Source organism: Citrobacter freundii complex sp. CFNIH2, from assembly GCF_002880615.1.
GTDB classification, from domain to species: Bacteria; Pseudomonadota; Gammaproteobacteria; order Enterobacterales; family Enterobacteriaceae; genus Citrobacter_A; species Citrobacter_A amalonaticus_F.
In genome coordinates, this window is sequence record NZ_CP025757.1 from 2558068 (window position 1) to 2572357 (window position 14290).

Genomic DNA, 14290 nt, shown 5'->3' on the forward strand with positions numbered 1-14290 from the left:
CGGCAGAGTTGCGCCCCGGGCATCAATTACGATGGGTCAAAATCGAGTCGACTAAGCCATACTCCACTGCCTCAGCAGCAGAGAGGAAGCGATCGCGCTCAGTATCACGTTCAATCTGCTCAAGAGATTGACCCGTATGGTGTGCCATAAGTTCGTTCATGCGCCCTTTAACTTTCAGGATTTCACGGGCGTGAATTTCAATATCTGTTGCCTGGCCCTGGTAACCGCCCAACGGCTGGTGAATCATCACGCGGGAGTTCGGCAGGCAGAAACGTTTACCTTTCGCCCCGGCCGTCAGCAAGAACGCGCCCATAGAGGCCGCCTGGCCCATACAGATGGTGCTGACGTCTGGCTTAATAAACTGCATGGTGTCATAAATCGACATGCCTGCAGTAATTACGCCGCCCGGAGAGTTAATGTACAGGTAGATATCTTTTTCCGGGTTTTCGGCTTCCAGGAACAGCATCTGCGCCACGATCAGGTTAGCCATATGATCTTCGACCTGACCGGTCAGAAAAATGACGCGTTCCTTAAGTAGACGAGAGTAGATATCAAAAGAGCGCTCACCACGTGAGGTCTGTTCAATGACCATCGGCACCAGCGCCATATGGGGTGCAAAGTTATCTCGTTCGCCGCTGTATGACATTTCCGTCTCCTGGATAAAAAATGAAAAAACCTGCTGTACCGATTGTAACCTTATGGACGGATTATCAGCTAGTCCCTCTGTTATGGGTACGGCATCGCCATAATTCAAGCATAACAATCTTTTGCTTTAACGCTAACACCGAAAAACGCTTTTTCGCACGCTTCCATGCAAAAGTCATGACAAAAAAAAGACCCGCCACCTGACGGTGACGGGCCTTTGTGCGAAATTCGCGCGTTTAAGCGGAATTACGCCTGCTGGTTCATCAGCTCATTGAAGGTCGTGGCTTTTTCAGTCACTTTGGCTTTCGCCAGAACCGCTTCAACCGCCTGTTCTTCCAGAGCGACGTTACGCATGTTGTCCATCAGCTCTTTATTTTTGCTGTAGAACTCGATCACTTCTTTCGGATCTTCGTAAGCAGAAGCCATCTCTTCGATCAGGCCCTTCACGCGATCTTCATCCGCTTTCAGTTCGTTGGTACGAATCACTTCGCCCAGCAGCAGACCTACTACTACGCGACGCTTAGCCTGTTCTTCGAACAGTTCACGCGGCAGTTCCAGAGCTTGTTTCTCGTTACCACCGAAACGCTGAGCAGCCTGACGACGCAGAACGTCGATTTCGCTGTCAATCAGTGCAGCAGGAACGTCGATGTCGTTCGCTTTCACCAGACCGTCGATTGCCTGAGATTTAACACGGTTACGCACCGCGCCTTTCAGCTCGCGTTCCATGTTTTTACGGACTTCGGTACGCAGACCGGCAACGGAACCATCTTCAACGCCGAAACGTTTGATGAATTCTTCAGTCAGTTCCGGCAGCTCACGCTCTTCCACTTTCTTCAGGTTGATGGCGAATTTCGCCGCTTTACCTTTCAGGTTTTCAGCGTGGTAGTCTTCCGGGAAAGTCACGTCGATGGTGAACTCTTCGCCTGCTTTGTGACCTTTGATACCGTCTTCAAAGCCCGGGATCATACGACCCTGGCCCATCGCCAGTACGAAATCAGACGCTTTACCGCCTTCGAACTCTTCGCCGTCTACAGAACCGGTGAAGTCGAGGGTAACGCGGTCTTCTGCATCCGCAGCGCCGTCTTTATCTTTCCAGGTCGCCTGCTGTTTACGCAGGGTATCCAGCATCACGTCAACATCCGCGTCGGTGACTTCAACAACCGGTTTTTCAACTTCGATTGCGTCCAGACCGGTCAGTTCAACTTCCGGATAGACTTCGAATTCTACCGCGTAGGTGAAGTCTTCACCCAGTTTGTATTCGCCCGGAACGTAGTTCGGTGCGCCAGCCGGATTGATTTTTTCTTTGATGATGGCATCAACGAAGTTGCGGCTCATCAGGTCACCCAGAACGTCCTGGCGAACAGACGCGCCATAACGCTGAGCAACAACATTCATCGGTACTTTGCCTTTACGGAAGCCGTCAATACGCACTTTCTTCGCTACGTTGACCAGCTCGCTTTTAACAGCGGTCTCGATGCTGTCAGCAGCGATAGTAATCGTTACACGGCGGCCAAGGCCTTGAGTGGTTTCAACTGAAACTTGCATCTTGTTACCTCAAAAAATCACAGTGCTCGGTCAACTCTACTCCGCAAGCACAGATTATTAGCTTCGCGGAACCGGGATGTTCTCTTAATCAATCACATTCCCTGTCGTCAGAATCATCCCGAAGACATTCAAATAAGACGCGGCATTATAGCGGCATCACTTTTATGAGTCGAGAACGGTTATTGCGCGTTGCTGCGGCATTTTTCACAATTCCCGGCTATTTTTACCCTGAAAAGGGTTTGACCCGTGCAAAATTCAGACAAAACAAAACGGCCCGCAGGCCGTTTTCACATAATCTTTAGCAACATACTGGAAAAGCGCCAGCGGTTGCAAATGCGTTTTTACGCGATGCTTCCCGCACCCCGACATGGCGGTGACGCAAAGATCGTATCCTGCAACCCTTCCCACTCTTTGATGGTATAGGTATGCAGCGCCAGCGCGTGGACCGTCGTAGACAGTTCTGCGGTTAATGTACCGTAGATCATCCGATGACGATTCAAAAAACGCTCGCCGGTAAAGCGATCGCTAACCAGAACGACTTTAAAGTGGCTTTCTGAACCAGCCGGGACATTGTGACGATAGCTTTCATCCACGACCTCGAGGAACACGGGTTGGAACGCTGCCCTTAATTTTTCTTCTATTTGCTCACGTATCATCATGATATATCTCCTCAAACGGCGCTGAGATGTCACCCATCCCTTTAAATATTAGCCGCTTTTACCGGTTCCATTACACCATTACAACAAAAATTTAGCCTTCGTCTGATTTTCGCCGTCAAGGCGATGAAGTTTACTGATTCAACCCACTGGGGGATGGCATAAATACCCAATTTGGTCTCTATAACCTCATTATTCGGACAACATGATGAATTTACATGCGTTACCCACTTCCCCTCGCCGTTGGCGATGTTATGATGGCGGGAATTATTCTCTATCCATATGATTAAGAGTTACTGAGAGCACGAACATGTTAAAAAAAATCCTCTTCCCGTTAATCGCGCTTTTCATGCTGGCGGGCTGTGCGACACCGCCAACCACGATTGACGTTTCGCCTAAAATTACGCTTCCGCAACAGGATCCGAGCCTGATGGGCGTGACCGTTAGCATCAATGGCGCCGATCAGCGTCCGGACCAGGCGCTGGCGAAAGTGACCCGCGACAATCAACTGGTGACACTGACTGCCTCCCGCGATCTGCGTTTCCTGTTACAAGAAGTGCTGGAAAAACAGATGACCTCACGCGGTTATATGGTCGGCCCGAACGGTGCAGTGAACCTGCAGATCATTGTTAACCAGCTGTACGCTGATGTGTCTCAGGGCAACGTGCGTTATAACATCGCCACCAAAGCCGATATCGCGATCATCGCGACGGCGGCCAACGGCAACAAGATGACCAAAAACTACCGCGCCAGTTACTCCGTTGAAGGCGCGTTCCAGGCGACCAACAAGAATATCGCCAACGCGGTTAACAGCGTGCTGACCGATACTATTGCTGACATGTCTCAGGACACCAGCGTCCACGACTTTATCAAACAGAACGCTCGTTAATTTCTGCCCCCTGACCCGGCACCGCGCCGGGTCAGCTTTATATGCCCATGCCCAGTCACTACTTACGCATTTTTCAACAACCAAAATCAGCTATCTTGCTGATGTTGGGTTTTGCCTCCGGCCTGCCGCTCGCGTTGACCTCCGGTACGCTTCAGGCGTGGATGACCGTCGAGAATATCGATCTGAAAACCATCGGTTTCTTTTCGCTGGTCGGTCAGGCTTACGTCTTTAAGTTTCTCTGGTCTCCGGTCATGGACCGCTACACACCGCCCTTTTTAGGTCGTCGTCGTGGCTGGTTGCTGACAACGCAATGTTTGTTGCTGGTATCCATCGCCGCGATGGGTTTTCTGGAGCCCGGTAGTCAGTTGCGCTGGATGGCGGCGCTGGCAGTGGTGATCGCCTTTTGTTCGGCATCGCAAGATATTGTGTTTGACGCCTGGAAAACGGATGTCTTAGCTGCAGAAGAACGCGGGACCGGTGCGGCAATTAGCGTGCTTGGCTATCGCCTCGGAATGCTGGTGTCCGGCGGACTGGCGCTGTGGATGGCCGACCGTTGGCTCGGCTGGCAGGGCATGTACTGGCTGATGGCGGCGTTGCTAATCCCCTGCATTATTTCTACCCTGCTCGCCCCCGAACCGACTGACACTATTCCGGTGCCAAAAACGCTGGAACAAGCGGTAGCTGCCCCCTTACGTGATTTCTTCGGTCGCAACAACGCCTGGCTGATTTTGCTGCTCATCATCCTTTATAAGCTGGGTGATGCCTTCGCCATGAGCCTGACCACCACCTTTTTGATTCGTGGCGTGGGCTTTGACGCCGGTGAAGTGGGCGTCGTCAATAAAACGCTGGGACTGATTGCCACTATTATTGGCGCGCTGTACGGCGGGGTACTGATGCAGCGACTGACGCTGTTCCGCGCTTTACTGATTTTCGGCATCCTGCAGGGCGTCTCCAACGCCGGGTACTGGCTCCTGTCGGTGACCGACAAACACATGTTCAGCATGGCCGCCGCGGTGTTTTTCGAAAATCTGTGCGGGGGGATGGGGACCTCGGCGTTTGTTGCACTGCTGATGACACTGTGCAATAAGTCGTTTTCTGCCACCCAGTTCGCCCTGCTATCGGCACTTTCTGCCGTCGGGCGCGTCTATGTTGGCCCGGTTGCCGGTTGGTTTGTCGAAGCGCACGGCTGGTCGACGTTTTATCTTTTCTCCGTCGTGGCCGCTGTTCCGGGTCTGATATTGCTGCTGGTATGTCGGCAAACGCTGGAGTACACGCGACAGAGCGAAAGTTTCCTGCCGCGAACAGAATTCCGTTCGGCCTACAGTCTGGCGTTATGGATTTTGATGGCGGGATGCGCGTTGCTTGCCGTCTGGCTGCTGTTGCTGTCGATGAACGCGATGGATTTCACTAACTTCTCCTTCCTCGCTGGACTGCTGGAAGTTGCGGTGACTGTCGCCATTTTCGGCATCGTGTTTGGCGGATTGCTCGACTATCTGGCGCTGCGCAAAACGCGACTGGTGTAAACGCCCCCTTTATTTAGCTGTTGTAATCACCTTGCGTAATTATATCGGCTAAATAAGCAGCAATTGAAAAAAATAATATTTGTTGTTTTGTGCGCAATAGAATCTGGAAATTATTGACGCCTTTTATAGGTTTTATTTTCCTTACTCGATTCAGCCTGACCACATTTATTTTTTGTATTTTATTTGTCTCTTTATTGATAATCACTTGTTAAGCAATTGTTTTATTTTTGCATTGGTTATACCAATTGCCCTCCTGTCGCCTCCCTGGAATCCCCTTTCGTTATAACGTGATGTTGCAACAGGTTCTTAATGCTGAGACGACATATCCTGCAACATATGTGACACGGGCGGCAGAACCCGGTAACACAGATCCAATGATGTTTACAGTAATGTAACCTTCCCGTAAAATGCCCACACACTTTAAACGCCACCAGGTCCCGTGGAATTGAGGTCGTTAAATGAGACTCAGGAAATACAATAAAAGTTTGGGATGGTTGTCATTAATTGCAGGCACTGCATTACTCAGTGGCTGTAATTCTGCGCTGTTAGATCCCAAAGGACAGATTGGACTGGAGCAACGTTCGCTGATACTGACGGCATTTGGCCTGATGTTGATCGTCGTTATTCCTGCAATCTTGATGGCTGTAGGTTTTGCCTGGAAGTACCGTGCAAGCAATAAAGATGCGAAGTATAGCCCGAACTGGTCACACTCCAATAAAGTGGAAGCGGTGGTCTGGACGGTACCTATCTTAATCATCATTTTCCTTGCCGTGCTGACCTGGAAAACCACTCACGCTCTTGAGCCAAGCAAGCCGCTGGCACATGACGAGAAGCCCATTACCATCGAAGTGGTTTCCATGGACTGGAAATGGTTCTTCATCTACCCGGAACAGGGCATTGCTACCGTGAATGAAATCGCCTTCCCGGCGAACACTCCGGTGTACTTCAAAGTGACCTCTAATTCCGTGATGAACTCCTTCTTCATCCCGCGTCTGGGTAGCCAAATTTATGCCATGGCCGGTATGCAGACTCGCCTGCATCTGATCGCCAATGAAGCCGGTACCTATGACGGTATCTCCGCAAGCTATAGCGGACCTGGCTTCTCCGGTATGAAGTTCAAGGCTATCGCAACAGAGGACCGCGCCGCATTCGACCAATGGGTTGCTAAAGCGAAACAGTCACCGAACACCATGAGCGATATGGCTGCGTTCGAGAAAGTGGCTGCACCAAGCGAATACAACCAGGTGGAATATTTCTCCAACGTGAAACCCGATTTGTTTAAAGACGTTATTAACAAATTTATGGCTCACGGTCAGAGCATGGACATGACCCAACCAGAAGGTGAGCACAGCTCGCACGAAGGGATGGAAGGCATGGACATGAGCCACGCGGAAGCCGCCAACTCAAGGGGCTGAGGAAGAAAACGATGTTCGGAAAATTATCACTGGATGCAGTCCCGTTCCATGAACCTATCGTCATGGTTACGATCGCTGCCATTATCGTCGGGGGTCTGGCTTTATTAGCCTTGATCACTTACTTCGGTAAGTGGACCTACCTGTGGAAAGAGTGGCTCACGTCCGTTGACCACAAGCGTCTTGGCATCATGTATGTCATCGTCGCTATTGTGATGTTGCTGCGTGGCTTTGCCGACGCCATCATGATGCGTAGCCAGCAGGCGCTGGCCTCTGCGGGTGAAGCGGGCTTCCTGCCGCCTCACCACTACGACCAGATCTTCACGGCTCACGGCGTGATCATGATCTTCTTCGTGGCAATGCCTTTCGTTATCGGTCTGATGAACCTGGTGGTTCCGCTGCAGATCGGTGCGCGTGACGTTGCGTTCCCGTTCCTGAACAACCTGAGCTTCTGGTTCACCGTTGTCGGCGTTATCCTGGTTAACCTGTCTCTGGGCGTTGGTGAGTTCGCACAGACCGGTTGGCTGGCCTATCCGCCACTCTCGGGAATAGAGTACAGTCCCAGCGTCGGGGTCGATTACTGGATCTGGAGTCTCCAGCTATCCGGTATTGGTACGACGTTAACCGGTATCAACTTCTTCGTTACCATTCTGAAGATGCGTGCGCCGGGCATGACCATGTTCAAAATGCCGGTCTTTACCTGGGCATCACTGTGCGCGAACATCCTGATTATCGCGTCATTCCCAATCCTGACGGTTACCGTCGCGTTGCTGACCCTGGATCGCTATCTGGGCACCCATTTCTTTACCAACGATATGGGCGGCAACATGATGATGTACATCAACCTGATTTGGGCCTGGGGCCATCCGGAAGTGTACATTCTGGTTCTGCCCGTATTCGGAGTGTTCTCCGAAATCGCGGCAACCTTCTCGCGTAAACGTCTGTTTGGTTACACCTCGCTGGTCTGGGCGACCGTGTGTATTACCGTACTGTCGTTCATCGTCTGGCTGCACCACTTCTTCACCATGGGTGCTGGCGCAAACGTAAACGCCTTCTTCGGTATTACCACCATGATTATCGCCATCCCGACCGGGGTGAAGATCTTCAACTGGCTGTTCACCATGTATCAGGGCCGCATCGTTTTCCACTCCGCTATGCTGTGGACGATTGGCTTCATCGTGACCTTCTCCGTCGGCGGGATGACCGGCGTTCTGCTGGCGGTTCCGGGCGCGGACTTCGTACTGCACAACAGTCTGTTCCTGATTGCGCACTTCCATAACGTCATCATCGGCGGTGTGGTCTTCGGGTGCTTCGCCGGTATGACCTACTGGTGGCCAAAAGCGTTTGGCTTCACGCTGAACGAAACCTGGGGTAAACGCGCCTTCTGGTTGTGGATTATCGGCTTCTTCGTAGCCTTTATGCCGCTGTACGTGCTGGGCTTCATGGGGATGACCCGTCGTCTCAGCCAGCAGATTGACCCACAGTTCCACCCGATGCTGGTGGTAGCCGCCTGCGGCGCCGCGCTGATTGCACTGGGTATCCTGTGCCAGCTGATTCAGATCTTCGTCTCTATTCGCGACCGCGAGCAGAACCGTGACCTGACCGGTGACCCATGGGGTGGCCGTACGCTGGAGTGGGCAACCTCTTCTCCGCCGCCGTTCTACAACTTTGCCGTTGTGCCACACGTTCACGAGCGTGATGCATTCTGGGAAATGAAAGAGAAAGGTGAAGCGTACAAACAGCCTGCGCATTATGAAGAAATTCATATGCCGAAAAACAGCGGTGCGGGCATTGTGATTGCGGCGTTCTCTACCGTCTTCGGTTTCGCCATGATCTGGCATATCTGGTGGCTGGCGATTGTAGGCTTCGCAGGCATGATCATTAGCTGGATTGTGAAAAGCTTTGACGAGGACGTGGACTACTACGTACCAGTCCCGGAAGTCGAAAAACTGGAAAACCAGCATTTCGATGAGATTTCTAAGGCAGGGCTGAAAAATGGCAACTGATACTTTAGCGAACGCGACTGCCCACGCGCACGAACACGGGCACCACGACGCAGGCCAGACCAAAATCTTCGGATTCTGGATCTACCTGATGAGCGACTGCATTCTGTTCTCTATTCTGTTCGCAACCTATGCCGTTCTGGTGAACGGCACCGCAGGTGGCCCGACAGGTAAGGACATTTTTGAGCTGCCGTTCGTTCTGGTTGAAACTTTCCTGCTGTTGTTCAGCTCCATCACCTACGGCATGGCGGCGATCGCCATGCACAAGAACAACAAGAGCCAGGTTGTCTCCTGGCTGGCGTTGACCTTCTTGTTTGGTGCTGGCTTCATCGGGATGGAACTCTATGAATTCCATCACCTGATTGTTAACGGTATGGGTCCGGATCGCAGCGGCTTCCTGTCCGGGTTCTTTGCGTTGGTCGGCACCCACGGTCTGCACGTCACTTCCGGTCTGATCTGGATGGCGGTGCTGATGGTGCAAGTCGCCCGTCGCGGCCTGACCAGCACCAACCGTACCCGCATCATGTGCCTGAGCCTGTTCTGGCACTTCCTGGATGTGGTGTGGATCTGTGTGTTCACTGTTGTTTATCTGATGGGGGCGATGTAATGAGTCATTCTACCGATCACAGTGGCGCGTCCCATGGCAGCGTAAAAACCTACATGACAGGTTTTATCCTGTCGATAATCCTGACGGTTATCCCGTTCTGGATGGTCATGACGGGTGCTGCCTCTCCAGCCGTAATTCTGGGGACTATCCTGGCAATGGCAGTGGTGCAGATTCTGGTGCATCTGGTGTGCTTCCTGCACATGAACACCAAGTCTGATGAAGGCTGGAACATGACGGCTTTTGTCTTTACCGTGCTGATCATCGCCATCCTGGTTGTCGGTTCCATCTGGATCATGTGGAACCTCAACTACAATATGATGATGCACTAAGAGCGGCGGTTATGATGTTTAAGCAATACCTGCAAGTAACGAAACCAGGCATCATCTTTGGCAACCTGATCTCGGTGATCGGGGGATTCCTGCTGGCCTCCAAGGGCAGCATCGACTATCCCTTGTTCATCTACACGTTGGTCGGAGTGTCACTGGTTGTGGCGTCGGGTTGTGTATTTAACAACTACATCGACAGGGATATCGACAGAAAGATGGAAAGGACCAAGAATCGGGTGCTGGTAAGAGGCCTGATCTCTCCTAAAGTCTCGCTGGCGTACGCCACCCTGCTGGGTATTGCTGGCTTCATGCTGCTGTGGTTTGGCGCGAACCCTCTGGCCTGCTGGCTGGGGGTGATGGGCTTTGTGGTTTATGTGGGCGTTTACAGCCTGTATATGAAACGCCACTCGGTCTACGGCACGCTGATCGGCTCTCTCTCCGGCGCAGCGCCGCCGGTGATCGGCTACTGCGCGGTAACCGGTGAGTTCGACAGCGGCGCGCTGATTCTGCTGGCGATTTTCAGCCTGTGGCAGATGCCGCACTCTTATGCCATCGCGATTTTCCGCTTTAAGGATTATCAGGCGGCTAACATCCCGGTTCTGCCGGTGGTGAAAGGCATCTCTGTCGCCAAAAACCACATCACGCTGTATATCATCGCGTTTGCCATTGCGACGCTGATGCTCTCTCTGGGCGGCTACGCCGGATATAAATATCTGGTGGTTGCGGCAGCGGTGAGCGTCTGGTGGTTAGGCATGGCGCTGCGCGGTTACAAAGTGGAAGATGACCGAGTCTGGGCGCGCAAGCTGTTCGGTTTCTCCATCATCGCCATTACCGCGCTCTCTGTGATGATGTCGGTCGACTTTATGGTGCCGGATTCACACAATCTGCTGACTTACGTCTGGTAAGTTAATCGTCATATCTTCTATGCCGGATGGCGGCTGACGCCTTATCCGGCCTACAAAAAAGCACATTGCTTGTAGGCCGGATAAGAGATGTTAGTCTCGTCATCCGGCATTTTCGTCTCTAGCCGACGCCACTCACAACCCCAACATTTGTTAATAAAGCGCATATTTACCCCGCCTGCTTAGCGCTTTACACTAGGCGCGAAATTAAGACAGAGGTGGGAATGAACGATTATAAAATGACGCCGGGTGAGTTGCGCGCCACCTGGGGTTTAGGGACCGTATTTTCTCTGCGCATGCTTGGCATGTTTATGGTCCTGCCGGTTCTGACCACGTACGGCATGGCACTACAGGGAGCCAGCCAGGCGTTAATTGGCCTCGCCATCGGCATCTATGGTCTGGCGCAGGCTATTTTTCAGATCCCTTTTGGACTGCTCTCCGACCGTATCGGTCGTAAGCCGCTGATTGTCGGCGGGCTCGCTGTGTTTATCCTCGGCAGCATCATTGCCGCGCTGTCGGACTCCATCTGGGGCATTATTCTTGGCCGTGCGTTACAGGGTTCGGGGGCGATCGCCGCCGCGGTGATGGCGCTGCTGTCAGACTTAACCCGTGAACAAAATCGCACAAAGGCAATGGCGTTTATTGGCGTGAGCTTTGGCATCACCTTCGCAATCGCCATGGTGCTTGGGCCAATCATTACCCACGCCCTGGGGCTCAACGCCCTCTTCTGGATGATCGCCATCCTGGCAACGCTTGGCATCATCCTGACGCTGTGGGTGGTGCCAGACAGTGACAACCACGTGCTCAATCGCGAATCGGGGATGGTGAAAGGCAGCTTCAGCAAAGTGCTGGCCGAACCGAAACTGCTGAAGCTTAACTTCGGCATCATGTGTCTGCACATTCTGCTGATGTCCACCTTCGTTGCCCTGCCCGGCCAGTTAGCTGATGCCGGACTACCCGCAGCGGAACACTGGAAAGTGTATCTGGTGACGATGCTGATTTCGTTTGGCTCGGTCGTCCCGTTTATTATATACGCCGAAGTGAAGCGGCGGATGAAACGGGTGTTCCTGTTCTGCGTAGCGCTGATTGTGATTGCCGAGGTTGTTCTCTGGGGCGCGGGCAGCCATTTCTGGGAACTGATTATCGGTGTGCAACTGTTCTTCCTCGCCTTCAATCTGATGGAAGCCCTCCTTCCCTCACTGATCAGTAAAGAGTCTCCAGCAGGCTATAAAGGCACGGCGATGGGCGTGTATTCCACCAGCCAGTTCCTCGGCGTCGCGCTGGGCGGTTCACTGGGCGGTTGGGTCGACGGGATGTTTGACGGACAGACGGTTTTCCTTGCCGGGGCGTTTTTAGCCGTTGTCTGGCTCGCCGTCGCCAGCACCATGAAAGAGCCGCCGTATGTCAGCAGCCTGCGGGTAGTCATTCCACCGGAGATTGCAGCCGATGACGTGCTGAAGCAGCGTTTACTGGCAACAGAAGGTGTCAGTGAAGTTTTGATTGCCCAGCAGGAACATTCCGCCTATGTGAAGATCGACAGCAAAGTGACCAACCGCTTTGAGGTTGAGCAGGCCATCAGCCGGGCGTAAAAGTGAAAACGGTCCGGAAAGCCGGACCGTTGAAGATTAATCGCGGAAGTTTTTAAACTGGAACGGCTGTCCCAAATCGCCGCCGCGCACCAGCGCCATCACGGACTGGAGGTCATCACGGGATTTCCCGGTCACGCGAATCTCTTCACCCTGAATCTGCGCTTGCACCTTCAGCTTGCTGTCTTTAATCAGCTTAACGATCTTCTTCTGCACGGCGCTCTCGATGCCCTGCTTCAGCTTTGCTTCCACAAACCAGGTCTTCCCACTGTGGACGAACTCGTCCGGCACGTCGAGGGATGTCCCTTCAATGCCACGCTTGAGCAGCTTGGCACGCAGAATGTCCAGCAACTGGTTAACCTGGAAATCGGATTCGCTCAGTACCTTGATGGTTTTATTGGCATCATTGAGCTCAATGGTCGCTTCAACGCCGCGAAAATCAAAACGTGACTCAACTTCACGAATGGCGTTATCCACGCCGTTACGTGCTTCCTGAAGATCAACTTCAGACACAATATCGAAAGATGGCATCTTTTCCTCTCCCTTCATTTTTGATGCGAAGCATAATACCTGCAAAGTGACCCAACAGACAGCGCTATACTATGTTAGCAAACACCTGGTGCTGTTGCGGGTGAGGAGGAAGAATGAAAATTACCGTACTGGGATGCGGAGCCTTAGGACAGTTATGGCTTTCTGCGCTGTGCAAACAGGGACATGACGTACAAGGTTGGCTGCGCGTTCCGCAGCCCTATTGCAGCGTGAATGTGATTGAGACGGACGGGTCGATATTTAACGAATCCCTGACGGCAAACGATCCGGAGTTTTTAGCCACCAGCGATCTGCTGTTGGTCACGCTCAAAGCGTGGCAGGTCTCCGACGCGGTCAAAGCGCTGGCGTCGACGCTGTCGGAAACGACACCCATTCTGTTGATCCATAACGGCATGGGAACGATTGAAGAATTGCACACTATCCGCCAACCCTTGCTGATGGGAACGACCACCCACGCCGCACGTCGCGATGGCAACGTCATTATCCATGTCGCGAACGGCACCACGCGTATCGGTCCAGCGCGCGAGCAGGATGGTGATTTCAGCTATCTCGCCGATTTGCTGCAATGCGTACTGCCTGACGTAGCCTGGCATAATAATATTCGCGCCGAGATGTGGCGCAAGCTGGCGGTGAACTGTGTGATCAACCCCCTGACCGCGCTGTGGAACTGCCCGAATGGCGAACTGCGCAACCATCCAGAAGAGGTCAACCTGATTTGCCAGGAAGTCGCGGCCGTTATTGAACGCGAAGGTCACCATACATCAGTCGACGATTTACGCTATTATGTCGAGCAAGTTATTGACAGTACGGCAGAAAACATCTCATCCATGTTGCAGGACATTCAGGCTCTGCGTCATACCGAGATTGACTACATTACCGGATATCTGCTGAAACGCGCCCGTGCGCATGGGATTGCGGTGCCGGAAAACAGCCGCCTGTTTGAGTTAGTAAAACGAAAGGAGAGTGAGTATGAGCGCATCGGCACTGGTATGCCTCGCCCCTGGTAGTGAAGAAACCGAAGCGGTTACCACTATCGACCTGCTGGTTCGTGGTGGAATCGACGTCACCACCGCGAGCGTCGCCAGCGACGGCAGTCTGACCATTGTCTGTTCACGCGGCGTAAAACTGCTGGCGGATGCGCCGCTGGTTGCCGTGGCCGATGGCGACTACGACATCATCGTTCTGCCGGGCGGCATTAAAGGCGCCGAGTGTTTTCGCGACAGTACGTTACTGGTCGAAACCGTTAAGCAGTTTCACCGCTCCGGACGGATTGTCGCCGCCATTTGCGCGGCAGCCGCTACCGTACTCGTTCCACACGACATCTTCCCTATCGGCAACATGACGGGCTTTCCGGCGCTGAAAGACCGCATTCCTGCTGAACAATGGCAGGATAAACGCGTGGTCTGGGACCCGCGGGTGAAGTTGCTCACCAGCCAGGCCCCGGGTACCTCAATCGATTTTGGTTTAAAGATTATCGACCTGTTGGTTGGTCGCGAGAAAGCCCATGAAGTCGCGTCACAACTGGTGATGGCAGCAGGCATTTATAATTACTACGAGTAAGATGACGCAAGGCTTATGAGTCTCCAGGCCGGATAAGACGCTTTAGCGTCGCCATCCGGCATCATCGTTGTGTTAATGCCTGATGGC

At 52.9% G+C, this 14290-nt stretch carries 14 protein-coding genes; 10 read left to right on the top strand and 4 right to left on the bottom strand.

Annotated features, from left to right (window positions below; all coding sequences use genetic code 11):
* Positions 1-22 precede the first annotated feature (22 nt).
* The 3 genes from clpP to bolA form a co-directional block, all read right to left on the bottom strand.
* The gene (clpP, locus tag WM46_RS12630) at positions 23-646 is read right to left on the bottom strand and encodes an ATP-dependent Clp endopeptidase proteolytic subunit ClpP (RefSeq protein ID WP_002891804.1); all 624 of its coding nucleotides are present in this window, start codon (positions 644-646) and stop codon (positions 23-25) included.
* Between the two features lie 245 nt (positions 647-891).
* The gene (gene tig, locus WM46_RS12635; RefSeq protein WP_061070466.1) at positions 892-2190 is read right to left on the bottom strand and encodes a trigger factor; all 1299 of its coding nucleotides are present in this window, start codon (positions 2188-2190) and stop codon (positions 892-894) included.
* Between the two features lie 341 nt (positions 2191-2531).
* The gene (bolA, locus tag WM46_RS12645) at positions 2532-2849 is read right to left on the bottom strand and encodes a transcriptional regulator BolA (protein WP_042324511.1); all 318 of its coding nucleotides are present in this window, start codon (positions 2847-2849) and stop codon (positions 2532-2534) included.
* A gap of 307 nt (positions 2850-3156) precedes the next feature.
* Between bolA and WM46_RS12650 the strand changes: the two genes are divergently transcribed.
* The 8 genes from WM46_RS12650 (at position 3157) to WM46_RS12690 (ending at position 12097) form a co-directional block, all read left to right on the top strand.
* Positions 3157-3735 carry a lipoprotein gene (locus tag WM46_RS12650; RefSeq protein WP_061076642.1) on the top strand — a complete coding sequence of 193 codons (579 nt, stop codon included), beginning with the start codon at positions 3157-3159 and terminating at the stop codon, positions 3733-3735.
* 47 nt (positions 3736-3782) lie between these two features.
* Positions 3783-5258 carry a muropeptide MFS transporter AmpG gene (ampG, locus tag WM46_RS12655; protein WP_061076641.1) on the top strand — a complete coding sequence of 492 codons (1476 nt, stop codon included), beginning with the start codon at positions 3783-3785 and terminating at the stop codon, positions 5256-5258.
* A 458-nt stretch (positions 5259-5716) separates the two neighbouring features.
* On the top strand, positions 5717-6673 hold the full coding sequence (cyoA, locus tag WM46_RS12665) for a cytochrome o ubiquinol oxidase subunit II (protein WP_061076640.1): 957 nt from the start codon (positions 5717-5719) through the stop codon (positions 6671-6673).
* Between the two features lie 11 nt (positions 6674-6684).
* The gene (gene cyoB, locus WM46_RS12670) at positions 6685-8676 is read left to right on the top strand and encodes a cytochrome o ubiquinol oxidase subunit I (protein ID WP_042324518.1); all 1992 of its coding nucleotides are present in this window, start codon (positions 6685-6687) and stop codon (positions 8674-8676) included.
* On the top strand, positions 8666-9280 hold the full coding sequence (locus WM46_RS12675; protein ID WP_061076639.1) for a cytochrome o ubiquinol oxidase subunit III: 615 nt from the start codon (positions 8666-8668) through the stop codon (positions 9278-9280). Before cyoB ends, WM46_RS12675 begins: the two co-directional genes overlap by 11 nt.
* The gene (locus WM46_RS12680) at positions 9280-9609 is read left to right on the top strand and encodes a cytochrome o ubiquinol oxidase subunit IV (protein WP_032176034.1); all 330 of its coding nucleotides are present in this window, start codon (positions 9280-9282) and stop codon (positions 9607-9609) included. The genes WM46_RS12675 and WM46_RS12680 overlap by 1 nt, the downstream gene beginning before the upstream one ends.
* An 11-nt stretch (positions 9610-9620) precedes the next feature.
* Positions 9621-10511, top strand: coding sequence for a heme o synthase (cyoE, locus tag WM46_RS12685; RefSeq protein WP_081093670.1), 891 nt, complete (start codon positions 9621-9623; stop codon positions 10509-10511).
* 221 nt (positions 10512-10732) lie between these two features.
* The gene (locus WM46_RS12690) at positions 10733-12097 is read left to right on the top strand and encodes an MFS transporter (RefSeq protein ID WP_061076637.1); all 1365 of its coding nucleotides are present in this window, start codon (positions 10733-10735) and stop codon (positions 12095-12097) included.
* 36 nt (positions 12098-12133) lie between these two features.
* On the opposite strand, the gene WM46_RS12695 is transcribed toward WM46_RS12690, so the two are convergent.
* Positions 12134-12625, bottom strand: a complete 492-nt coding sequence (locus WM46_RS12695; protein WP_061076636.1) for a YajQ family cyclic di-GMP-binding protein — start codon at positions 12623-12625, stop codon at positions 12134-12136.
* Between the two features lie 113 nt (positions 12626-12738).
* Here WM46_RS12695 and panE point away from each other — a divergent pair, with 113 nt between their 5' ends.
* Both panE and yajL read left to right on the top strand, forming a co-directional pair.
* On the top strand, positions 12739-13650 hold the full coding sequence (gene panE / locus WM46_RS12700) for a 2-dehydropantoate 2-reductase (RefSeq protein WP_061076635.1): 912 nt from the start codon (positions 12739-12741) through the stop codon (positions 13648-13650).
* Entirely contained in the window at positions 13613-14203 is a 591-nt protein-coding gene (gene yajL, locus WM46_RS12705) for a protein deglycase YajL (RefSeq protein ID WP_102602427.1), read from the top strand. The genes panE and yajL overlap by 38 nt, the downstream gene beginning before the upstream one ends.
* Positions 14204-14290: the final 87 nt, after the last annotated feature.

Excerpts from the sequence above, each read along its gene's own strand:
- clpP (WP_002891804.1), bottom strand. The coding sequence starts at position 646 with ATGTCATACAGCGGCGAACGAGATAACTTTGCACCCCATATGGCGCTG.
- tig (WP_061070466.1), bottom strand. The coding sequence starts at position 2,190 with ATGCAAGTTTCAGTTGAAACCACTCAAGGCCTTGGCCGCCGTGTAACG.
- bolA (WP_042324511.1), bottom strand. The coding sequence starts at position 2,849 with ATGATGATACGTGAGCAAATAGAAGAAAAATTAAGGGCAGCGTTCCAA.
- WM46_RS12650 (WP_061076642.1), top strand. The coding sequence starts at position 3,157 with ATGTTAAAAAAAATCCTCTTCCCGTTAATCGCGCTTTTCATGCTGGCG.
- ampG (WP_061076641.1), top strand. The coding sequence starts at position 3,783 with ATGCCCAGTCACTACTTACGCATTTTTCAACAACCAAAATCAGCTATC.
- cyoA (WP_061076640.1), top strand. The coding sequence starts at position 5,717 with ATGAGACTCAGGAAATACAATAAAAGTTTGGGATGGTTGTCATTAATT.
- cyoB (WP_042324518.1), top strand. The coding sequence starts at position 6,685 with ATGTTCGGAAAATTATCACTGGATGCAGTCCCGTTCCATGAACCTATC.
- WM46_RS12675 (WP_061076639.1), top strand. The coding sequence starts at position 8,666 with ATGGCAACTGATACTTTAGCGAACGCGACTGCCCACGCGCACGAACAC.
- WM46_RS12680 (WP_032176034.1), top strand. The coding sequence starts at position 9,280 with ATGAGTCATTCTACCGATCACAGTGGCGCGTCCCATGGCAGCGTAAAA.
- cyoE (WP_081093670.1), top strand. The coding sequence starts at position 9,621 with ATGATGTTTAAGCAATACCTGCAAGTAACGAAACCAGGCATCATCTTT.
- WM46_RS12690 (WP_061076637.1), top strand. The coding sequence starts at position 10,733 with ATGAACGATTATAAAATGACGCCGGGTGAGTTGCGCGCCACCTGGGGT.
- WM46_RS12695 (WP_061076636.1), bottom strand. The coding sequence starts at position 12,625 with ATGCCATCTTTCGATATTGTGTCTGAAGTTGATCTTCAGGAAGCACGT.
- panE (WP_061076635.1), top strand. The coding sequence starts at position 12,739 with ATGAAAATTACCGTACTGGGATGCGGAGCCTTAGGACAGTTATGGCTT.
- yajL (WP_102602427.1), top strand. The coding sequence starts at position 13,613 with ATGAGCGCATCGGCACTGGTATGCCTCGCCCCTGGTAGTGAAGAAACC.